Source organism: Streptomyces sp. MS191, from assembly GCF_008042125.1.
Lineage (GTDB): Bacteria > Actinomycetota > Actinomycetes > Streptomycetales > Streptomycetaceae > Streptomyces.
The window spans coordinates 2121895-2143481 of the sequence record NZ_RDBI01000040.1 but is presented as its reverse complement, the minus strand read 5'-3'; the positions used below and the strand labels follow the sequence as shown (position 1 = coordinate 2143481).

19 protein-coding genes are annotated in these 21587 nt (G+C 73.9%); 5 read left to right on the top strand and 14 right to left on the bottom strand.

Features of this window, described 5'->3' with window-relative positions:
- The first annotated feature begins 56 nt into the window (after nt 1-56).
- On the top strand, nt 57-1349 hold the full coding sequence (locus tag EAO71_RS16740) for an MFS transporter (RefSeq protein ID WP_410093974.1): 1293 nt from the start codon (nt 57-59) through the stop codon (nt 1347-1349).
- A 109-nt stretch (nt 1350-1458) separates the two neighbouring features.
- A complete protein-coding gene (locus tag EAO71_RS16735) occupies nt 1459-2763 on the top strand; it encodes an MFS transporter (RefSeq protein WP_147978456.1) in 1305 nt (434 codons plus the stop codon).
- Nucleotides 2764-2808: 45 nt separating this feature from the next.
- Here the strand turns inward: EAO71_RS16735 and EAO71_RS16730 are convergent, their stop codons facing one another.
- From EAO71_RS16730 to EAO71_RS16710, 5 genes are all read right to left on the bottom strand, one after another.
- Nucleotides 2809-3402 (bottom strand): flavin reductase family protein, encoded by a 594-nt coding sequence (locus EAO71_RS16730; protein ID WP_147979348.1) that lies wholly within the window; start codon nt 3400-3402, stop codon nt 2809-2811.
- An 81-nt stretch (nt 3403-3483) separates the two neighbouring features.
- Nucleotides 3484-4224, bottom strand: a complete 741-nt coding sequence (locus EAO71_RS16725; RefSeq protein ID WP_261992245.1) for an enoyl-CoA hydratase/isomerase family protein — start codon at nt 4222-4224, stop codon at nt 3484-3486.
- Nucleotides 4225-4297: 73 nt separating this feature from the next.
- On the bottom strand, nt 4298-6541 hold the full coding sequence (locus EAO71_RS16720) for an acetate--CoA ligase family protein (RefSeq protein WP_147978454.1): 2244 nt from the start codon (nt 6539-6541) through the stop codon (nt 4298-4300).
- Nucleotides 6542-6776: 235 nt separating this feature from the next.
- Nucleotides 6777-8273 (bottom strand): IMP dehydrogenase, encoded by a 1497-nt coding sequence (locus tag EAO71_RS16715; protein WP_147978453.1) that lies wholly within the window; start codon nt 8271-8273, stop codon nt 6777-6779.
- Between the two features lie 263 nt (nt 8274-8536).
- On the bottom strand, nt 8537-9688 hold the full coding sequence (locus EAO71_RS16710) for a flavin-containing monooxygenase (RefSeq protein ID WP_261992164.1): 1152 nt from the start codon (nt 9686-9688) through the stop codon (nt 8537-8539).
- 157 nt (nt 9689-9845) lie between these two features.
- Between EAO71_RS16710 and EAO71_RS16705 the strand changes: the two genes are divergently transcribed.
- Both EAO71_RS16705 and EAO71_RS16700 read left to right on the top strand, forming a co-directional pair.
- Nucleotides 9846-10298, top strand: a complete 453-nt coding sequence (locus tag EAO71_RS16705; RefSeq protein WP_147978451.1) for a DoxX family protein — start codon at nt 9846-9848, stop codon at nt 10296-10298.
- Entirely contained in the window at nt 10295-10711 is a 417-nt protein-coding gene (locus tag EAO71_RS16700) for a Zn-ribbon domain-containing OB-fold protein (RefSeq protein ID WP_147978450.1), read from the top strand. Before EAO71_RS16705 ends, EAO71_RS16700 begins: the two co-directional genes overlap by 4 nt.
- 64 nt (nt 10712-10775) lie before the next feature.
- Here the strand turns inward: EAO71_RS16700 and EAO71_RS16695 are convergent, their stop codons facing one another.
- The 6 genes from EAO71_RS16695 to EAO71_RS16670 form a co-directional block, all read right to left on the bottom strand.
- A complete protein-coding gene (locus EAO71_RS16695; RefSeq protein ID WP_147978449.1) occupies nt 10776-11645 on the bottom strand; it encodes a serine peptidase in 870 nt (289 codons plus the stop codon).
- Nucleotides 11642-13894 carry a WD40 repeat domain-containing protein gene (locus EAO71_RS16690; RefSeq protein ID WP_147978448.1) on the bottom strand — a complete coding sequence of 751 codons (2253 nt, stop codon included), beginning with the start codon at nt 13892-13894 and terminating at the stop codon, nt 11642-11644. Before EAO71_RS16690 ends, EAO71_RS16695 begins: the two co-directional genes overlap by 4 nt.
- Nucleotides 13891-15996: an ATP-binding protein gene (locus tag EAO71_RS16685; protein WP_147978447.1), complete on the bottom strand. Its 2106-nt coding sequence runs from the start codon at nt 15994-15996 to the stop codon at nt 13891-13893. Before EAO71_RS16685 ends, EAO71_RS16690 begins: the two co-directional genes overlap by 4 nt.
- 95 nt (nt 15997-16091) lie before the next feature.
- On the bottom strand, nt 16092-16721 hold the full coding sequence (locus EAO71_RS16680) for an HAD-IA family hydrolase (protein WP_147978446.1): 630 nt from the start codon (nt 16719-16721) through the stop codon (nt 16092-16094).
- Nucleotides 16711-16911 carry a DUF397 domain-containing protein gene (locus tag EAO71_RS16675; protein ID WP_147978445.1) on the bottom strand — a complete coding sequence of 67 codons (201 nt, stop codon included), beginning with the start codon at nt 16909-16911 and terminating at the stop codon, nt 16711-16713. The genes EAO71_RS16680 and EAO71_RS16675 overlap by 11 nt, the downstream gene beginning before the upstream one ends.
- A complete protein-coding gene (locus EAO71_RS16670; RefSeq protein WP_147978444.1) occupies nt 16908-17771 on the bottom strand; it encodes a helix-turn-helix domain-containing protein in 864 nt (287 codons plus the stop codon). Before EAO71_RS16670 ends, EAO71_RS16675 begins: the two co-directional genes overlap by 4 nt.
- A 91-nt stretch (nt 17772-17862) precedes the next feature.
- Here EAO71_RS16670 and EAO71_RS16665 point away from each other — a divergent pair, with 91 nt between their 5' ends.
- Nucleotides 17863-18294: an ATP-binding protein gene (locus tag EAO71_RS16665; protein WP_147978443.1), complete on the top strand. Its 432-nt coding sequence runs from the start codon at nt 17863-17865 to the stop codon at nt 18292-18294.
- Nucleotides 18295-18306: 12 nt separating this feature from the next.
- Here the strand turns inward: EAO71_RS16665 and EAO71_RS16660 are convergent, their stop codons facing one another.
- The 3 genes from EAO71_RS16660 to EAO71_RS16650 form a co-directional block, all read right to left on the bottom strand.
- On the bottom strand, nt 18307-18813 hold the full coding sequence (locus EAO71_RS16660) for a mycothiol transferase (protein ID WP_147978442.1): 507 nt from the start codon (nt 18811-18813) through the stop codon (nt 18307-18309).
- A 130-nt stretch (nt 18814-18943) separates the two neighbouring features.
- Complete coding sequence (locus tag EAO71_RS16655; protein ID WP_147978441.1) at nt 18944-20947, bottom strand: serine/threonine-protein kinase; 2004 nt, start codon at nt 20945-20947, stop codon at nt 18944-18946.
- A gap of 73 nt (nt 20948-21020) precedes the next feature.
- Nucleotides 21021-21449, bottom strand: coding sequence for a DnaJ family domain-containing protein (locus EAO71_RS16650; RefSeq protein ID WP_147978440.1), 429 nt, complete (start codon nt 21447-21449; stop codon nt 21021-21023).
- Nucleotides 21450-21587 lie beyond the last annotated feature (138 nt).

The following is a 21587-nucleotide window of genomic DNA, read 5'->3' as shown; positions in this document are numbered from 1 at the left end:
GGTTCCTCCGAAAACCCCTTGGTGGTCCAGACCATTTGTTGATACATCTCGGGTCCGTGACGGACAAGTACACGTACAAGTCTGAGGCCGACGCGGGCATTCCCGGCGCGGTGTCCGCCGAGGCGGTCCTCGGACCGGACCTCGCCCCCGCCGCGCCCGCGACGCTCTGGAGCCGGAACTTCCGGCTGTTCTTCGTCGCCCGGTCCGCCGCCGTCTTCGGCGAGGGCATGGTCCCGGTCGCCCTCGCCGCCGGTCTGCTCGGCGCCGGTCACTCCGGCTCCTCCGTCGGCTACGCGCTGGGCGCCTGGATCGGCCCCTTCGCGCTGTTCGTGGTCTTCGGCGGCGTCCTCGCCGACCGCTTCACCGCCCGCCGCATGATGATCACGGCGGACGTGCTGCGCCTTCCCGGCGCGGCCGTCCTCGCGGTCTCCTTCGCGCTGGGCGGCCCTCCGCTGTGGTCCGTGTACGCGCTCAGCGCCGTCAGCGGGGTGTGCGCCGCCCTCTTCCAGCCCGGGGTCGCGTCCACGATCCCGCGCATCGCCCCCGACGTGCAGCGCGCCAACGCCGTCCTGCGGGTCGCCGAGTCCCTGATGACGATGGCGGGGCCGGCCGTCGCCGGTCTGCTCGTCGCGCTCCTGGGCGCCGGGGCCGCCTTCGGCGCCAACGGCGCGACCTTCGCCGTCAGCGCGCTCTGCCTCGCCCTCATGCGTCTGCCCGCCGCCCCCGGCGACACGGCCGCCCGCGGCTCGCTGCGGGCCGAGCTGGCCGTCGGCTGGCGGGAGTTCCGGGCGCGGAGCTGGCTGTGGGGGGTCATCGCGATCTGGACGGTGTACGGCCTGACGGTCGCCGGCCCGATGGTCCCGCTGACCGCGACCCTGGTCACCGGCGACCACGGCTCGGCCGCGTACGGCGTCCTGATGGCGGTCAACGGCGCGGGCAGCGCGGCCGGCGGTCTGCTCGCCCTGCGGCTGCGCCCGCGCCGGCCGCTGGCGTCGGGCGCCGTGGCCCTGCTCGGCCTGCCGGTCAACCTCGTCCTGCTCGGCTCGGGGGCGTCCGTCGCGCTGCTCGGCGCCGGCCAGTTCGTCGGCGGCGCGGCCTTCGCCTTCTGGCTGGTGATGTGGTCGACCTCGGTGCAGACGCACGTGCCGCAGGACGCGCTGAACCGGATGCACGCCTACGACGTGGCCGGATCCCTGCTGATGATGGCGGCGGGCCGGACGCTCGCCGGGCCGGTGGCGGAGGCGGTGGGCACTGAGACGGTGCTGCTGACCGGGGCGGGGATCGCGGTCCTCGTGGTGGTGGCGCTGCTGGTGGTGCGGCCGATCAGGACCCTGCCGCGGGTGCAGTGAGGCCCCGCCCGCGGGGGTCGGCGGGGGGAGGGGGCGCGGCCCGAGAAGGTGGCCCGATTCTTGCGAAAGCTGTCAGTCGGGCCAGTGGCCCGGGCGTCGGCACCCCACGATGCTGTGTGACGTGACCCAGCCAACCGAGACTTCCGCCGAGGCTCCCGCGCCGTCCTCGCCCCCCGGACCCCGTGTCCACCGCGCCTGGTTCGTCGCGGCGGTCGCCTTCGTCACGATCATCGGCGCGGCCGCGTTCCGCTCCCTCCCGGGCCTGCTCATCGACCCGCTCAACGGCGAGTTCGGCTGGTCCCGGGGCACGATCGGTCTCGCGGTCTCGGTCAACCTCGCGCTGTACGGCCTGACGGCGCCCTTCGCCGCGGCGCTGATGGACCGCTTCGGCATCCGCAAGGTCGTCGCGACGGCCCTCACGGTCATCGCCGCCGGTTCGGGCCTCACCGTCTTCATGACGTCGAGCTGGCAGCTCATCCTGTACTGGGGGCTGCTCGTCGGTCTCGGCAGCGGGTCGATGGCGCTGGCGTTCGCGGCGACGGTCACCAACCGCTGGTTCACCGAGCGCCGGGGCCTGGTCACCGGCATCCTCACGGCCGCGAGCGCCTCGGGCCAGCTGATCTTCCTGCCGCTGCTCTCGTGGCTGGTCGAGGAACACGACTGGCGCCCGGCCTCCGTGACCGTCTCGCTCGCCGCCCTCGCGGTCGTCCCCTTCGTCTGGCTCCTGCTGCGCGACCACCCCGCGGACGTGGGCCAGGCCCCCTACGGCGGCGTGTACGCCGAGAAGCCCGCGCCGGTGACGGGGGCGGCGCGCCGGGCCGTCACCGTTCTGATCAAGGCGGCCCGCACCGGCCCGTTCTGGCTGCTCGCCGGCACCTTCGCGATCTGCGGCGCCTCGACCAACGGCCTCGTCCAGACCCACTTCGTGCCCGCCGCCCACGACCACGGCATGCCCATCACCGCGGCGGCCTCGCTCCTCGCCGTGATCGGTGTCTTCGACGTGGTCGGCACGATCGCCTCGGGCTGGTTCACGGACCGCTTCGAGGCGCGGCGGCTGCTCGCGGTCTACTACGCGCTGCGGGGCGTGTCCCTGCTCTTCCTGCCGATGCTGCTGGCCCCCTCCATCCACCCGCCGATGATCTTCTTCATCGTCTTCTACGGTCTGGACTGGGTGGCCACGGTCCCGCCGACGATCGCCCTGTGCCGCGAGCACTACGGCGACGACAGCGCGATCGTCTTCGGCTGGGTGCTCGCCTCCCACCAGGTGGGCGCGGCGGTGGTCGCCTTCGCGGGCGGCGTGGCCCGGGACGTCTTCGGCTCGTACGACGTCGTCTGGTACGCCTCGGGCGCCCTGTGCGCGGCCGCCGCCCTGATGGCCCTGGTGATCCGCCGCCGGCCGCGGCCGGCGGTCTAGGGGGCGTTGCGAAAGTCCCGCCTGCCCCAGGGCGCCGGGCGCGGCTCAGGGTGCGAGGCGGCCGAAGCGGCCGCGGTGGAAGACGAGCGGGTCGCCCTCGGCCGTGCCGTCGAGGGCCTCCACCCGGCCCACCACGATCAGGTGGTCGCCGCCGGTGTGGACCGTGGCGATCGTGCAGTCGATCCAGGCCGGCGCACCGGCCAGGCGGGGCGAGCCGGTCACSGGGGCCGGGGTGTGGGCCACCCCCGCGAACTTGTCCGCGCCGCTCTTCGCGAAGCCCAGGCACAACGGGCCCTGGTCCGCGCCCAGGACGTTGACGCAGAAGGCGCCGGCCCGGGCGATGCGGGGCCAGGTGGTCGAGGTGCGGGCGACCATGAAGGCGATCAGCGGCGGGTCGAGGGACAGCGAGGCGAAGGACTGGCAGGCGAAGCCGGCCGGTCCTTCGTCGTCCCGCGCGGTCACCACGGTGACGCCGCTCGCGAAGTGGCCCAGCACGCGCCGGAACTCGGCCGGATCGACGGGCAGCCGCTCGTCGTCCCGTACCGCCCGCAGCAGTGGCCGGGGGTGGACGCCCGAGCGGGGCTCCACGGCCGTGGGCGCCCCGGCGGACCTGAGGTATCGGACGGCGGTGGCCGCCATCCCAGCGTGTCCCATCACATCACCCATTGAAACTGACGAAGCGTCAGATAGGAACCCTCCTGCGGGTACCGTCGTCGTGCCTCAGCGGCCCTCGTAGCGCGGGGTGCGCCGCTCGACGAAGGCGGCGACGCCCTCGTTCGCGTCCCGGGTCGTCATGTTGATCTCCTGCGCCGCCGCCTCCGCCGCGAACGCGCCCGCGCGGTCGGCCTCCAGGGAGGCGTTCACCAGCTGCTTGGTCAGGGCGATCGCCCGGGTCGGGCCCTGCGCCAGGCGTTCGGCCCAGGCGCGGGCCGTCTTCTCCAGCTCCCCGTCCGGGACGACCCGGTTCACCAGGCCCATGGTCCGCGCGTCGGACGCGTCCAGCGCGTCGCCGAAGAACATCAGCTCCTTGGCGCGCTGCGGGCCGACCAGCCGGGGCAGCAGATAGGCCCCGCCCCCGTCCGGCACCAGCCCGCGCCGGACGAACACCTCGATGAAGCGCGCCGACTCGGCCGCGAGCACCAGGTCGCAGGCGAAGGCCAGATGCGCCCCGATCCCCGCCGCCGTGCCGTTCACGGCCGCGACGACCGGCTTCTCGCAGTCCAGTACGGCCCCGATGAGGCGCTGCGCCCCGCGCCGGACGGTCCGGGCCACGTCGCCGGGGACGCGTTCCCCGGCCGCGGCCCCCGCCCCGCCCGACGGGGGAGCCCCGCGCAGGTCCGCGCCCGCGCAGAAGCCCCGGCCGGTCGCGGTCAGCACCACCGCCCGCACGTCCGGGTCGGCGGAGGCGTCGGCGAGCAGCCCGATGATCCGCTCGCGCTGGTCCCAGGTGACGGCGTTCATCACCTCGGGACGGTTCAGGGTGATCCACGCGACGCCGTTCCCGACGGCGTGCAGGACGTCGTCCACGGGGCTCCTATCGGCAGACCGCGAGTGCGTCCAGGGCGACCGCGCCCTGTCCGCGCGGCAGCACCATCAGCGGGTTGATGTCCAGTTCGGCGAGGTCGCCGTCGAGTTCGAGGGCCATCCGCTGCACCCTCAGCACGACCTCCACCAGTGCGTCGACGTCCGCCGGCGGCGCCCCTCGCACCCCCTCCAGCAGGGCCCGGCCGCGCAGTTCCCCGAGCATGGCCCGGGCCTCGTGCTCGCCGAACGGCGGCACGCGTACGGCCGCGTCGTTCAGCACCTCGACCAGGACGCCTCCCAGGCCCACGGTGACCGTCGGCCCGAAGAGCGGGTCGCGGGTCACTCCGACCACCATCTCCACGCCGCGGCCGACCATCTGGCAGACCAGGACGCCGTCGAGGTCGATGCCTTCGTAGCGGGCGATGTCGGTGAGCTCCCGGTAGGCGTCGCGCACCTGGCTCGCCGAGGTCAGCCCCACCTTGACCAGGCCCAGTTCGGTCTTGTGGGCGAGCTGGGTGCCCGACGCCTTCATCACCACCGGATAGCCGACCAGGCCGGCCGCGCGCACGGCCGCGGCGGCGCTGGTCACCAGCTGCTCGCGCGGCACCCTGATCCCGTACGCCCGCAGGAGCTGCTTCGCGGAGTGCTCGCTGAGCTGCCGGCCGGGCAGCATCAGGGCTCGCGCCTTGCGGAAGGAGGGCGAGGGGGTGCGCGGGGCCTCGTCGAAGGGCGAGCGGTAGCCGGCGGAGAAGCGGTGGTGGTCGAGGTAGGACTTCACGGCCCCGATGCAGTTGGAGAAGGTCCGGAAGGTCGCGACCCGCGAGGAGCCGAGCAGGGTCTCGCGGTAGGCGGCCTCGGTCCCCACCGGCGACCCCCACACGACGCACACCAGCTTGTCGGTGGCCTCGGCCGCGTCCACCAGGTCCTGCGCCAGCCGGTCGCTCATCGGCGGGAAGGGGCCGGTGATGGGACAGATGAGGACCCCGACGGAGGGGTCGGCGAGGATCGCGTCGATGATCTTCCGGCCGCGCCAGTCGCCGACCGGGTGCCCGCCGTTGTCCACCGGGTTCGCCACGCCGAGGTAGGACGGGATCCACGTGTGCAGCTCGGCCTGCTTGGCCTCGGAGAGCGTCGGCAGGGTCAGGCCCGCGGCGGTCGCCAGGTCGGAGAAGTGGGCGCCGGTGCCGCCGGATATCGAGTAGACGACGACGCCTTCGGCCACCGGCTTGCGGGCGCGTGCCAGCAGCGCCGCGGTGTCCTGGAGTTCGTCGAGCCCGTCGACCCGGATCACGCCGAACTGCCGCATGGCGGCGTCGACGACCTGGTCCGCGCCGGTCAGCTTGCCGGTGTGGGAGGCGGCCATCCGCGCCCCGGTCTCGGTGCGCCCGACCTTCACCGTGACGACCGGCACCCCCTCGCGGGCGGCGCGGTCGGCGGCCAGCAGGAAGGAGCGACCGTCCTTGAGGCCCTCCACGTAGCAGGCGATGGCGCCCACCTCCGGCTGCCCGGCGAAGTACGAGATGAAGTCGGCGGTCTCCAGGTCGGCCTCGTTGCCGGTCGGGGCCCAGTGCGAGAGCCGTACGCCCAGCTCCTGCAGGGTGTGGACGGGGCGCCCCTGGTGGCCCGACTGCGTGATGAGCGCGATCGCGGGGCCGTCCAGGTCGTCCCGGAAGCGCTCGAAGGCGTTGAGGTTCGTGTTGGGTCCCAGGAGCCGGATGCCGGAGCGCCGGACGGCGTCGGCGAGGCGCTCCTGCGCGGCGGCGCCCTCCCGGCCGGTCTCGGCGAAGCCGGAGGCGAAGGCGACCGCGAACCGCACCTTGGCGTCGGCGAGTTCCTCGACCACCGGCAGCGGGTCGGCGACGAGCAGCACGGCGAGGTCCACGGGCTCGGCACGGACCGCGGAGAGCGCTCCGACGGACGGCACGCAGGGGATCCCGAAGACCTCCGCACGGGTCGGATGGACGGGCACCAGCTCCGCGCCGACGCGCTCGGCCCAGGCCACCAGCTGCCGGGTGATGCCGGTGTTGGGCCGCCCCTCGCCGTCGGAGGCGCCGACGACGGCGACCGAACGCGGCCGGAAGAAGCGGTCGAGGTCGGGGACGGGGGCGTGCAGCGGCCGGCCGCTGACGTCGTGATCGCCCTCGGCGGCGGTTCTCCCGTGGACGGTGGTCCCGGTCTGTCCGGGGTGCTCTCCGCAGGCCACCACGCGGGCGCGGAGATCGGTGGTGAAGGTGCCGTGAGTCGATCCAAGCATCGGTCCGCCCGTCCCAGTCCCGAGTCCGTCGTCCATAACTGACGTGTAGTCAGATTACAGAACTGACGCTCAGTCAGGAACACCCGTGCAGCGACGGTCCCTTCGGATACCCTCCCCGGGTTCCCGGCGGCCGGGTCCGCCCGTGTCCGGTCCCGCCGCTGCCCCCTCGCCCCGCGTCCCCCGAGGCTCCCGCCCGTCCTGATCCCGGCCGGGGCGCGTGGCTCCTGGCGGCCTGTCAGCCGACGGTCGCCGGGGTGTCCCGCAGGGTGATGTTGGCGTGGCTCTCCTGGAAGCTCTGGTCGGAGACCAGGGTCAGCCGGGCCGTGGACTGGAACTCCGGAAGCGTGCCGGAGCCGCAGGACACCATCGTGGTCTTGAGCTTGGCGATGGTCACGGCGAGCCCTTCGGTGAGGTCGCCGGCGTAGGGGACGTAGCCGTCGACGCCTTCTTCGAAGATCAGGCCCTGGCCCCCTTGTCCGTAGCGCTGCCAGTTGCGGGCGCGGTTCGAGCCCTCGCCCCAGTACTCCTTCACGAACCCGTCCCGGGTGGGCAGCTTCGCGCCGGCCGCCTGGTCGAAGCGGGCGAAGTAGCGCCCCATCATGACGAAGTCGGCCCCCATCGCCAGCGCCAGGGCCACGTGGTAGTCGTGGACCAGCCCGCCGTCCGAGCAGATCGGTACGTACTCGCCGGTGCGATCGCGGAAGGCGTCCCGGGCGGCGGCGACGTCCAGGACCGCGCTGGCCTGGCCGCGGCCGATGCCCTTCTGGTCGCGGGTGATGCAGATGGAGCCGCCGCCCACACCGACCTTGACGAAGTCCGCGCCGGCCTCGGCGAGGAAGGTGAACGCCTCGCCGTCGACCACGTTGCCGCCGCCGACGGGGATCTCCGGGTAGTGCTTCTTCACCCAGTGCAGGGCTTGCGCCTGCCAGTCGCTGTAGCCGTCGGAGGAGTCGAAGCACAGGGCGTCGGCGCCGGCCTCCAGCAGGGCGGGAACGCGCTCCTGGTAGTCGTGGGTGTTGATGCCCGCGCCCACGCGCAGGCGCTTGGCGCTGTCGACGGCCTGGTTCGGGAAGCGCTTGTTGTCCGTGTAGTCGGACCGGAAGACCAGGTGCTGCAGGTGGCCCTCGGCGTCGAGCACGGGGAGGCAGTCGAGACGCTGGTCCCACAGCCGGGCGTTGGCCTCGGAGAGCGTGGTGTCGGCCGCGGCGTGCGGGAGGTCGGCGATGGCGGTCATCCGGCCGCTCACCGGTCCGTCGAGGTCGTGGCGCTGGGGGTGGAAGTCGCGGGAGGTCACCAGGCCGAGCAGGCGGCCGGTGGCACTGCCGTCGTGGGTGACCGCGGCGGTGCTGTGGCCGGTGCGCCGCATGACCGCGACCAGGTGGCTCAGACTGTCGTCGGGGCGGACGTTGGTGTCGCTGGTGACGAATCCGGCCTTGAAGTTCTTCACCTGGCGGACGGCCGCGGCCTGGTCCCGGATGGACTGGTTGTGGTGCAGGAAGCTCAGACCGCCGTTGCGCGCGAGGGCGATGGCGAGTTCCGGCGTGCTGACGGCCTGCATGATCGCGGACGTGAACGGGGAGCCGAGTTCGATCGCCGACGGCTCTCCGGCGACGTGCCGCACCAGGGGCGTCCGCAGGGTGACCGTCGCGGGCGAGCAGTCGGTCCGGGTCCGGTTGGGCAGGAGCAGAAACTCGTTGAACGTCCTGGAGACCTCTGCGATGACCTGTGCCACTCGTTCCTCCTGACCCCGTCGACCGGAACCGTCTGCCCGGCCGTGAAGGCCGCCCCATGTCCCAGGACCGGGCAGGCAGGTGACGGCATGGCAGCTGCGGGGGCGCCACGAGCCGCGGCGGAGCCTGACCTGCCCGTGCTCGAACCGGGTGCGGTCGTGACCTGGCACCCTATCGACTGGCCGGCCGCCGCACGAACCGCGCCCTCTCCACCGGTGATCACCGGTGAAGAGGTGGCTCCCTCCGGTCCTCGGCAAGACGCTCCCTAGCGGGTCGTCCTCGCGATCCGGCGCGCGATCCTCTCCGCGTCGAGCGCGAGCTCGCGGAACATCCCGCTGATCGGGTTGGTGAATCCGGTGAAGTAGAGCCCGGGCGCCCCCTCCGGCGTCCGCGCCCCCCGGGCCACCGGCCGGCCCCGCTCGTCGAGCACGTCGAGGTGGCCCACGAGCGGTTCCAGCGCCCGCCGGTAGCCGGTCGCGGCGATCACCGCGTCGGGCGTGATCCGTGTCCCGTCGGCGAGGACGACCTTGTCGCCGTCGAAGGACTCGACCGCGCCGACCACCTCCACCGTGCCGGCCCGCACCGCGTCGATCAGTCCCACGTCCTGCACCGGGACCGCCCCCTCGCGCACCCGCGAGTACAGCCCCGTGTCGGGCCGCGGGAGCCCGTGCTCGGACAGGTCCGGCACGGCCGCCCTGGCCATCAGGGCGCCCATCCGGTCCACGAGTCGGACCGGCAGGCGGCGGACCAGGATGCCCGTGCGCTGGGCGGGCCAGCCGGCCGTGGACCGCCGCACGATGTGCGGGACCGTGCGCACCGCGAGCCGCACCCGGGCGGCCCCGCCCTCGGCGAGGTCGGCGGCGATCTCGGCCCCGGTGTTGCCGGCGCCGACGACGAGCACGTCGCGGCCGGCGTACGGGGCGGGGTTGCGGTAGGCGCTCGCGTGCACCAGTTCGCGGTCGTACGTGTCGAGTCCCGGCCACTCGGGCAGCCGCGGGGTGTGGTTGTAGCCGGTGGCCACGACCACCGCCCGCCCGGTCAGCCGGCGTCCACCGGTCGCGTGCAGCGTCCAGTCGTCCCCGGCGCGCTCGACCCGGGAGACCTCGACGCCGGTCACGATCTCCAGTTCGTGGACCTCGGCGTACTTCTCCAGATAGCGCACCACGTCCGCGCGGGCGACCCAGCGCCCGAAGGAGCGGGGCATCGGCAGTCCGGGCAGTCCGGAGAGCCGGCGGGTGGTGTGCAGGCGCAGCCGGTCGTAGTGCGCGCGCCAGGAGGCGCCGACGGCGTCGGACTTCTCCAGGACGACCGCCCGGACGCCCTGCTCACGCAGGGCGGCGGCGACGGCGAGTCCGCCGGGTCCGCCGCCGATGACGTAAACGGGATGGTCGGGGCGGTCATGGGGGGTATGGGCCATGAATGCTGAGCGTAATGACATGCTCACTTGTTGGGTCTCGGTCAAGAGGGGAATTGGTTGCGAATCGGTCACGCCTGCCTCCCTCTTGCGGGATCGGGGCGCCATCCGCTGAACTGACGTATCGTCAGATTCGTTCGGGAGGGGCAGGTACCGACAGATGCAGACCGTCTGGCTCACCGGCGCCGAATGGCTCGCCGTCCTCCGCATCGGCCTCGGCCTGTGGTGGCTGGAGAGCTGGCGCCACAAGGACAGGAAGGGCTGGTTCGAGCGCGGCACCGGCATCGCCTGGGCCGCCGGCGTGGCGGCCGAGCACCGCTGGGGCGCGGTGCGGACCGGCTTCGAGAAAGTCGTCGCCCCCCGGCCCCGGCTCATGGCGTACGTCGTCGTCTACGCCGAACTCGCCCTCGGACTCGGCCTGGTGGCCGGCTTCCTCACCCCGGTCGCCCTCGTCGGCGGCCTGCTGCTCAATCTCCTCTACCTCGTCCTGATGATCCACGACTGGGCCGAGCAGGGGCAGAACGCGATGATGGCGCTCATCTCGCTGGTCGCCCTCCTCGCCCTGTCCTGGCAGACCTGGTCCCTCGACCACGCGATCGGACTCTTCGGATGAGCTCCCGCTTCGACCTTCCCGACATCGACGCCTTCACCCGGCCCTACTGGGACGCGGCGGCCGAGGGCCGGCTGCTCCTGCGGCGCTGCGCCGCGTGCGGGCGCGCCCACCACTACCCGCGCGAGTTCTGCCCGCACTGCTGGAGCGAGGACGTCGCCTGGGAGCCGGCCGGCGGCCGGGCCACGCTCTACACCTGGTCCGTCGTCCACCGCAACGACCTTCCGCCGTTCGGCGAACGGGTGCCCTACGTCGCCGCGGTGGTCGACCTSGCCGAGGGCCCGCGGATGATGACCGAGGTGGTCGGGGTGGCCGAGGACGACCTGCGGATCGGCATGGACCTGGAGGTGGCCTTCCACGCCCGGGAGGACGCCGCGATCCCCGTCTTCACCGCTCCGGGCGGCCGGCCCGACTGAACGGACCCGGCCCGGCCCGGCGCCGCCGCCCGGCCGCCGGGCCGGCTCCCGGAAGACCCGGCCCCTACCCGCCCGTGTACGGCGCCAGGGTCGCCGCCGTCGTCGCCGACCGCAGGTAGTTGACCGCGTTGTGCAGGTCGAAGTGGAAGCCGACCACCGAGGTGTGGTCCAGGGCGATCCCCTCGAAGTACCCGCTCAGACCGGGCGGCACGGCCACCGGGTCGCCGGGGTCCGCGATGTTGACCCAGCGGGTGGCGCCCGGCGGGCGCGTGCCCCGGTACTGCGGGCGCGGGACGAGCCGGTCGAAGACCGCGCGCGGCATCGCGAGCGGCGAGCCGAGCGTGAGGAAGAGTTCGGGCCGCAGTTCCGGATGGGCGTGCAGGGCCTCGTAGGCGACGACCGAGCCGAGCGAGTGGGCGATCACCACCCGCGGCCGGTGGGCCGCGATCCGCGCGGCCACCTCCTCGCGGGCCGCCAGCCGCTCCGGCGCGTCGTCGGCCCGCAGGTAGGTCGCCACCTCGCGGAACAACAGCCGGATGAAGATCCGCAGCGGGCCCTCGGCCAGGTCGAACTTCCGCGCCACCCACGACGACAGCGCCCGCACCGGGATCGCCGCGTGCCCCTGGGACACCTCGTCGGCGACACCCAGCTCCCGCGCCCACTCCTCCAGCATCCGACGGGCCAGCGGGTCGTCCAGCAGCTCGTCGTCGTCCCCCTGCGCCACGGGCCGGCCGGCCGCCAGCCGGTCGGCGTAGTAGGCGAAGTCCAGGTCGAGCCGGTCGGGGCCCACGCCCAGGCCCTTGGCGATCTCCTTGGCCCATACGGCGGCCCGGCGGCCCCGCAGGTCTTCGAGGAGCTCGCCGTCCACGCCGGCGCCGAAGCTGTTGCCGACCCCGTGGACGGCGACGATGGAAAGAGGTGCGGAACCGGTCAACGAAGCCTCCGTGCGAGGGGTTCGAGACTGAGGGCGACGACCTCGTGGCCGACGCCGAGGAGAACGGTCGAGTCGGAGCCCACGGTCGCGGCCCGCGCCTCGTCCGGAAGGTGGAACGCGGAGACGCACGTCCGCGTTCCCAGGTCCCACAGCCGCACCGTCCGGTCGAGTCCGGCCGTCACGGCGCAGGGACGGCCGTCGACCGTGCCCATCGCCACCGCGTGGACGGTCAGGCCCCCGTCGATCAGCGTCCCGGTCTGCCGGCCGGTCGTCAGGTCCCAGAGGTGGACCCGCCCCGCGCGATGGCTGGTGAGCGCGTGCGGGCGGCCGTCCACCTCGCCGGCCACGATCGCGATCACCGCGCTGTGGCCGCCGACCAGCGACCGTGTCCGCTCCCCGGTCGTCAGGTCCCAGACCCGCAGCGAGCCCTGGCTCGTCCCCGTGACGACGTGCGGGACGCCCTCCACCCGCGCCACCGCGAGGGCGGTGACCGAACCCCCGTGGCCCGTCATCCGGCCCACCTCCGACGCCGTGGTCAGGTCCCAGACCCGCACCGTGCGGTCGTGGCTGCCGGTCACGGCGTGCGGCCGGCCGTCCAGCTCCGTCACGGCCAGTGCGACCACCGCGGACTCGTGGCCCCGCAGCGACCGCGTCCGCTCCCCGGTGGTCAGATTCCACATCCGGACCGAGCGATGGGTGCCGATGGCCAGCGCGTGGGGACGCCCCCGCACGGTCGCGGTCCCGATGTTCTGGATCGCGCTGCCGTGCCCGCTCAGCTCGCGGACCTGCCGGCCGCCCGCCACGTCCCAGACGCGGACCGCCCCGGCCCGCTCGCCGGTGATCGCGTACGGGGAGCCGTCGACGTCCGCGACCGCGACGGTGTCGACCCGGTCGGTCCGGCCCTTCAGGGCGCTGGTCTCGTGCCGGGCGGTCAGGTCCCACACCCGCACCGTGTGGTCCTGGCTGCCCGTGACGGCGTGCGGCCGGCCGTCCAGCACGGCCACCGTGACCCAGGTGACCGCCTTGGTGTGGCCGATGAGCACCCGCCGCTGCCGACGGGTCACCAGGTCCCACACCCGCACCGCGCCCGAGCGGTCCCCGGTGAGCGCGTGCGGGCGGCCGGCCAGCGACGCCCCGGTCACCACGTCGACCGCCTTGGTGTGCCCGGTCAGTTCCCCCACCCGCGCCCCGGTGGCCAGGTCGTACACGCGGACCGTGCCCGTCGTGTCCGTGGTCAGCGCCTGGGGACGGTCCGCCACCACCGCCGTCGCCACGGACACCACCCAGTCGCGGTGGCCGGTCAGCTCCCGGACCCGCCGGGCGTTCGTCAGGTCCCACACCGACACCGCCCCGGACCGGTCGCTCACGACGACGTACGGGCGCCCGAAGACCTCCGCGACGGCCAGCGAGATGACCATCTTGGAGTGCCGACCCACCAGTCTCCTCAGCTGCCCGGTGGTCAGGTCCCACACCCGCACCCCCCGGTCCTTGCCCCCGGTCACGGCGTGCGGCCGGCCGTCCAGCTCCGTCACCAGCACGGCGGTCACCGCGCTGGTGTGGCCGATCAGCTCCGTCACCTTCCGTCCGGTCGTCAGGTCCCACACCCGGACCGTGCTGCCCTGGTCCACCGTGAGCGCGTGCGGGCGCCCGTCGACCCGGGCCACCGCGAGCGCGCCCACCGCCCCGTCGTGACCGTCGAGGGTGCCGACCTGGCGTCCGGTGGTCAGGTCCCACACCCGGGCCGTCCGGTCCGCGCTCCCGGTGACCGCGTGCATCCGCCCGTCCACCGACGTCACCGCCYCGGCGGTGACGGCCCCGTCGTGTCCCACCAGCGTGCGGACGAGCTCCCTCGTCACCTGGTGTCCCGTCGCCCATCGCACGCGCCAGTCCGCGTCGCCCGGCAGGTCCGCCTGCATGCGCGCGTCCCGGAACCGGGCCGCGTCCAGGGCGAGGAGCTGCCGGCGCTCGGCGGGCGGCATGCCGTGGTGCAGGCCCCAGGACGCGCGGTAGACGGCCGCCGTGTGCCGGGCCTGCTCCGACTCCACGTTCCGCAGGGCGTCGGCCAGGGCGTGCGGGTCGGCGTGCAGCAGGAACTCGCTGTCCCGCACGAGGTCGTCGAGCCGGCCGGCGGCGAGCGCGTGCTGGGCGGTGTGCCGCCAGAGGTAGGGAGCCGCCAGATGCCAGAGCCTGCGGCCCGCCCCGTCACGGGGGACCGACTCCAGGAGCCGGGTGTAGAGGGCGGCGGTCACGGGGTGCCTTCCTGTGCGTCGGCGGTCACGGCGGGCGGGACCGGTGCGCCGGCCCCGCCCGCGGGCGGGGTGCCGGCCGGACCCGGGGCGTTGGCCTGGAGCCACTGGGCGAGACCCTCGTGGAAGAGGCGGTAGAGGGTCGTGCCGTCGTCGTCCACCTCACGCCGCAGGTAGAAGCGCGCCTTGCGGTCCAGCACCTCGTACAGCTGGGGCAGCGGGAGCGGCTCCCTGCCGGGATCCTCGGTGAAGGCCGAGGCCGCGTGCGCCAGGACACGCTCGGGCATGCCCCGGCCCTGGGCGAACGCCAGGGCGGTCAGCACCGGACGCAGGTGGGGTTCGCCGGAATGCCGCATCAGGTCGAGTTCGAGGAGTTCGGGCAGCCCGAGCGGCACGCGCCCGCCCAGCGCCGCGGCCTCCTCGGGGGTGTCGCAGGGCTCCTCGGCCGCGAGCAGGTAGTGCACGTACAGGCCGGCGGCCAGGAACTCGCCCCACTGCAGCTCGTCCCCGCGGCCCACCAGCCGCTCGGCGACGGCGTCCGCCAGCGCGGCGCGGGCGGCGCTGCGACTGCCCCGGGCGTACGGGCCGTCGTCCCGCAGCAGCCGCTCCACATAGGAGGCGACGCCCTGGCGGACGGTGTCGGGGGAGGCGGCACTGAGGTCGGTGCACCCGCCGCCGTCGCGGGCCAGGGCGAGCAGGGAACGGAAACGGCCGTCCTCGCGGGTGGAGACGAGCAACCGCAGCCTGCTGCCCGGTTCCCGGGCCCGCTGGGCCAGCGGCAGCAGCAGGGCGGCGACGATGTCCTCGGGCCGGTCGGCCTCGTCGAGGGCGTCGACGACGACGGTGACCGGGGGCCCGTCGTCGGGCAGCAGCCCGTACAGGTGGTCGGCGGGGTTCGCGGCGCCGCCGGACGCGGCGGCGGGGGAGTCCGGGCGGAGCTGGCGGGCGAGCGCGGCGGTGATCTGGTCGAGCCCGAGGCGCCGCGCGTGCACGACGGCCAGCCGTCCGTTCTCGCCCGGCACCGGGCCGTCGAGCCGGTGCCACAGCCGCCGGGTGTGCCGGCGCAGCAGGGGGTGGGCGGCGCACACCAGGACACCGAGCAGGGCCGACTTCCCCGACCCCGGCTTGCCGGTGACCGTCCGCACCCGCGGCCCGGCCTCCGCGTCGTCGAGCCAGGCCGACAGCTCGCCCAGCTCCTTCTCGCGCCCGGAGAAGTACCCCTCGCTCCAGTCGCGGCCCACCGGCTCGCCCCCGCCGCCGCGCCGCATGAAGTGCTCGGGGTCCCAGGCCCAGTCGGTGAGCCGCGCGATCTCCGGGGGCAGGTCGCCGGGCAGTCCGTCGGCGGGCGTCTCGCCGTAGGCGGGGTTCGGGAAGAACGGGAGCTGCGACAGGTCCACATGCGCGGGCACCAGGCTCGTGATGATCGACTGCGGCAGGCTCCCCGGCACCTCCGCGATCAGGTCGTTCACCGTGCGGTCGATCTCCTGGTAGACCGTGCTCGGCGGGATGTACCGCACCGAGGGGTCGAAGCGCACCTCGCGGTTCCGGTACTTCTCCAGGACCCGGACCACGGCCCGGCTCAGGCGGTAGCCGAACGCGGTGTCCTTCGGTCCGGTCGCGGCCAGCACCCAGGCCCGGCGCCTGGCCACGTTCATCCGCCCGTGCCAGGCACGTACGGCCGGTTCGCCCGCGTAGCAGACGTCGAGGATGAACAGCGTCATCGGCCGGTGATCGTCCGGATGGTCCTCGATCAGCTCGATCCAGGAGGCCACCGGCCGGGCGAGGCGCCTGCCCGACCCGTCGAGGACGTAGAGCTTCTCGCTGCGTTCCTCGGCGAGTTCGCCGTGCCCGACGATGTGCACGATCAGCACGTCGACGTCCGGGCTGACCACCGCGGAGTCCACCCGGCCCAGATGGTCGACGGGATCCCCGTCCGGCCCCGGCAGCAGGGCGTAGCGGAAGTCCCGCAGCACCGTCGTGACGCTCTCGGAGTGCCAGGGGGCCTGTTCGAGCAGATCGAGCCCCAGGCGCGGGGAGGATCCGTCCTCGGTCCGCACCAGGGGAATGCCCAACGACAGCACGGCGTGCCGCCGTTCCTCGGTCATGAGCCGTCCCCGTTCCCCCGCCCGCGCGGGCCTCCTTCGACGATAGTCAAGGAGGCGGCCGCGGTCGGGGTGATCGGTGAGGTCCGCGGACCGGCTCAGGCGGGGCCGGCGAACGCCAGGATGTCGTCGGCCGCGGCGGCCAGGGAGGCGAAGTGCCGATGCGAACCCTCGGCCGGTCCGGGGGTGTTGACCGTCCACACGGTCATCCCGGCGTCGAGCCCGGAACGGACCCCGGACGGCGCGTCCTCCACGACGAGACAGTCCGACGGCCCGGCGCCCAGCTTCCCCGCCGCCAGCAGGTACGGGGCGGGCGACGGCTTCCCCTCGCTCACCGACGCCGCGTCGACGATCAGCGACGGCAGCGGCAGCCCGGTCCGCTCGAAGCGCCCCCGGACCCGGTGCTCGTAGTTGGACGTGACGAGCGCCCAGCGGTCGGCCGGCAGGGCGCGCAGGAGGGCGGCGGCGCCGTCGAAGGCCGCGTACGTGCCCGAGCGGACGTCCTCGTCCTCCAGGGAGTGCAGGAGGGCGAGGCAGGCGTCGGGGTCCTGCCCCGGCGCGACGGCCGCGAAGGTCTCGACCGGCCGCGTCCGGAGGGCGACGGCGTACACCTCGTCCCCGTCGAGACCGTGGTGAGCCGCCCAGGCGTGCCAGACGCGGCGCTGGTTGGCGACGGCGTCCATGAGGGTGCCGTCGACGTCGAAGAGGACGAACTTTCTACTGGTCACGCCTGGATGCTACGGCGGCGTACGCGGCGAAGGCCGCCCAGGAGGAGGGCGCGACGGAGACCAGCGGACCGTCGGGCACCTTGGAGTCCCGGACATGGACGGCGGCGGGGTGGGCGGCGACCTCGACGCAGTTGCCGCCTTCGCCGTCGCTGTAACTGCTCTTGAACCACACCAGTTGTGCGGTGCTCATAACTCTCCCAGCATCTTCTCGATTGCCGTCAGAGACTCGTGAGGCGTGAGTGCCTGCGCTCGGATGATTCCATAGCGTTCTGTGAACATGCGCACTTCCTCTGGGTCCGTGAGTAGCCGAGGGTGTCCGTAGCTCTCGGTGTACGCGACTTCTCGACGCCCCCGAGGGGTGAGCAGGGTGAATGACCCGCCCAGCGAAGGGTGCTCCCCCCAGTCCGTCGGCATCAGTTGGAGCTGCACGGTCCGAAGCTTGGCAATCTTGATGATGTGGCGTAGCTGATCCTCAAAGGCGCTTCTACCGCCCATGGGCCGTAGCAGTACTGCCTGCTCCACCACGAAACTGACCGTGGGGGCAGGCCACTTGTCGAAGATCGCTTGGCGTGCAAGACGGTCGGTGACTCGCTTCTCGACGGTCTCTTCGTCGTACAGCGGGCGACGGTAGCGGAACACCGCACGCGCGTACGCCTCCGTCTGGAGCAACCCCGGCACCGCCTGCACCTCGTAGTAGTGCAGAGCCACCGCCTCCGCCTCCGCCTTCGCGAAGTCGCGGAACCAGTCCGGGTGTCGTGTCCGTGCCCGCGCCAGGGCCTCCCGGACGTCCTCCACCGCCGCCGTCAGTACTCCGCCGGCCTCCAGCGCCCGGTCGGCGCGCAGCAGGAAGTCGGGTTGCGGGGTCCGCACCCCGCGTTCCACCGACGAGACCAGGTCCTCGCTGCAGTGCGTGGCCTCCGCCAGTTCCGCCTGGCTCAGGCCGGCGTTCCTCCGCAGCACCTTGATGATCTTTCCGAGCGCACTGAACAGGTGCGCCGTACCGTCGACCTCGGACGGCCTCTCCGGCCGTTCCCCCTGGTTCCCCGACATCCGTACCGCCCTCTTGGCGTACCCGTACAGTTACTCAGCGTCGTGGCGTCGCTGCTGGTCAGCGTAGAGCGGGCGCACCAGGCTCAGGGGCATGAAGTCCGAAATCGTCACCCCGAACGGTGAGTTCGGCGGCGTGTCCGCCGGCGTGTTCGTGCAGCGTCTGTCGGCCACCCGCCGGGGCGCCCGGCTCGCCCGGCTGCTCGCGGCGCAGCAGCTCCGCGACTGGGGCGTGGCCGCCACCGACGCGGTCGACGCGGTCGAGCTGGTCGTCGCCGAGCTCGCCTCGAACGCGGTCCGGCACGGCCGGGTCCCCGGCCGCGACTTCGAGCTGCGGCTCGAATCGGCCCGCGATCACGTCCGGATCGAGGTCAGCGACCCCCGCGCGGAACGCGCACCCCGGCCGGCGGGGTGTCCCGACGAGGGCGGCTACGGCCTGTTGCTCGTCGAGGCTCTGGCCACCGCCTGGGGCGTCAGGAGCCGGTGCGTGGGCAAGACGGTCTGGGCGACGGTCCCGCTGCCGTGAGCCCGCGCCCGGCTACCGGCGTTCCAGCACGCCGCGGACGTAGGCCGCCTGGCCCGCGTGCTGGTTGTCCTCCGCGATCACGCTCACCAGCCGGACGCCGAGGGTCACCGGCGGATCCCACGCCTCGTCCACCACCCGGTCGAGGTCGGCGTTCGTGAGGGCGCCCAGCTGCTCCAGGGAGCGGGCGTGCACCGCGTCGTAGTAGCCGAGGAGCAGGTCCGCCGGGGCCCGGACGGCGGCGACCTGCGCGCTGGTGTGCCCGTAGCCGGTGGCGCCCTTCGGGAAGCCGAGGCCGAAGCGGGAGATCCAGTCCTCCTCGGTCCACACCTGCTCCGTGCCGAACGCGCCCGCGACGTGGTCGTCCTGGATGCGGGTGAGGTGCCAGACCAGCCAGGCGATCGAGTTCGCCTCGCCGTCGATCCGCGCGGTCAGCTCGTCCTCGGACAGGCCCTGGACGGCTCCGTGCACGGCGTCCCGGACGCGGTCGAACGCGTCGAGCAGCAGGTCGGCGCTCTTCATGGGGCTGGGCTCCTCGCGGGTCGGGTCGGGCTCCGTTCGGTCCCGTCAGGCTCCCCGAGGCGTCGCGGCCCGCACGGTCGGCGGGGCGGCCGGACGGGTGGGATTCACCCGCACGGCCGCCGGGCGGCGGTCAGCTCCGCTCGTAGTGGTAGCCGTCGCCGTGGGAGGGGCCGACGTCGTGGCGCAGGCCGGTCGGCACGGCGAGGGCGAAGTACGAGGGGTCGCTGTTTCCGCAGAAGCTGGTGGAACGCGCCTTGTCCAGGGCGCCGGAGGACAGGTTGATGCGCTGCCCGCCGTCGGCGACCGAGAGCAGCGTCGCGTGGTGCTCGCAGTGGAATCCCTGGGAGTCGATGACCAGCTTGGCGGCGATCCGGCCGGGGGCGACCCGGTAGATGGTGACGGTCTGCGGCTGGCCGATGGCGTACGAGCCGCTGAGGGTCCAGGTGCCGACGAAGGCCGACGGGACGCGGTTGTCGGGCGCGGCGGTGGTGCCGCCGGAGCCCGTGCCCCGGGTGCCGGAGGAGCCGCCCGAGGCGGTCGGGCCCCCGGACGTGGCGGAGCCGCCGGACGCGCCGCCCGAGGTGGGCGAGCCGGTGATCGAGGCGGAGCTCCCGGACGTCGACCCGCCGCCTCCGGTCGGGCCCGTCGACCCGCCGCCGACGGCTCCTCCGGTGCTCGCCGCCCCGCCCGCGCCCGCCGCGKCGCCGCTCGGCGGGGCCGTCGTGCCCGAAGGGCCCCGGGAGGGGGGCGCCGTGGAGGGCGGCGTCGCGGTCACGCCGGTGGTGGGCGAGGCCGGCGGGGTGGAGCCTTCGCCGCCGGGTGCTCCCTGGATGCCGCGGTGCCGGGCCTCGTCCTGGATGTAGTAGGTGACGCTGCCGCCGACGCTCACCACCGCGAGGGCGGCCGCCGCGACGAGCCAGGTGCCGCGGCTCCGGCGGCGCTCGGTCCGTGCGCCCGCGCCCTCGGGCGCGGCTCCCGCCGCGGCGCCGGAATCCCGCGCGCCGCCGTGCCCGTCCGCCTTGTCCCGCAGGCCGAGGGTGCCCGTGTCGGAGGAGACCGCCGGATCCGGGCGGGACCCGCCCGCGCTCTCGGCGCCGCGCTCCTCGCCCGTCGCCTCGCCGCCCGGCTCCGGTCCCTCGGCGGCGTCCGCTTCCGGCGCCTGGTCGGTCGTGGTCAGCGCCTCCGCGTCGAGCAGCCGCGCCGCCTGCCGGGCGAGGCGAGCCACCAGCCCGGGGGGCAGCCAGGAACCGTCGGCCGTGGCCGCGCCGGACAGCGCCGGGTCCGCCAGCAGCGCGTCGACGCCCGGGCGTTCGTCCGGACTCTTCGTCAGGCAGCGGGCGATGACGCCGCGCAGGGCCTCGTCCTCCACCCGGTCGAGATCGGGCTCCGCCTCGACGATCTGGAACATGATCGCGTGCTGGTTGCTGGCGCCGTGCCCGAACGGCAGCCGGCCCGTGGCCGCGTACATGAGCACGCAGCCCAGCGCGAAGACGTCGGCCGCGGGACCCAGGGACTCGCCGCGGACCTGTTCCGGGGCCATGAACCCGGGCGAGCCGACGACCAGGCCGGTGCTGGTGAGGAGCGACTCGACCGAGGGCTCCAGGGCGCGCGCGATGCCGAAGTCGATCACCCGGGGGCCCTCGACCGTGAGCATCACGTTGGAGGGCTTCAGATCGCGGTGCAGGATGCCGGCCCCGTGGATGCCGCGGAGCGCCTTGAGCAGCCCGTCGGCGAGCGCCAGGATCGACTCCGCGGGCAGCGGCCCGTGCCCGCGGACGACCTGTTCGAGGGACGGCCCCGGGACGAAGCCGGTCGCCACCCACGGCCGGTCGGCCTCCGGGTCGGCGTCGAGCACGGGTGCGGTGAAGTGCTCGCCGACCTTCCGCACCGCCTCGACCTCGCGGCGGAAGCGGGCCCGGAACCGGTCGTCCGAGGCGTGCTCCTCGTGCACCACCTTGACGGCCACGGTGCGCCCGCCCTCGGAGCGGGCCAGGTAGACCCGTCCCATGCCGCCGGKGCCGAGCCGTCCGAGTAAGCGGTAGGGGCCCATCCGGCGCGGATCCCCGGGCGCGAGCGGCTCGATGCCCCCGTCCGTCCCGCCCCGCGCCCTCTCCTTGCCGCTGTCGCTGCGCATGCCGGCCTGGCTCCCCCCGGTCGAACCTGATGCGTGGTCAGTCGAACGCGCATCAGGGTAGAGGAGGCCGGAGTCAGCCGGAGGACGCGCCCGTGCCCCGCCCGGGTTCCCGCTCCTTCCGCCACCTCTCCACCATCGACTCGACGTCGAACGGCGTGAGGTTCAGCGGCGGGCCCGCGGGCGGCCGGCGCAGTGCCTCGGCGATCTTCGTGTTGATCTCGCCGAGGATCCGCCGCACCTGGCTCTCGGAGACCGCCCGGCCGACCGCCTCGACGGCGTCCTCGGCCTCCTTGCGCAGCGTCAGCGAGGGCGGCAGGACGGACGCGCCCTCGCGGTGCATCTTGCCCTTGATCCACCACAGCTCGTCATAGGGGGCACGGTCGTCGTCGAGCGGCTTGCCGAAGCCGGACAACCGCGAGAACTCGCCGCGCTCGGCGGCCTCGCGGATCTGCTTGTCCACGAATGACTCGAAGCTGACGCCGGGCGGTTTGCGTTCGGTCATGACTCCAGACTACGAGGCCGACCCCGGAACGGGGGAGACGGCCGGGGCTCCAGTGAAAAGGGGGAGACGAGGGGCTACTGCGAATCGTGATCTTCCGGCACGCTGTCGTCCGCGCACGCACGGCCCCACCCACGGGCC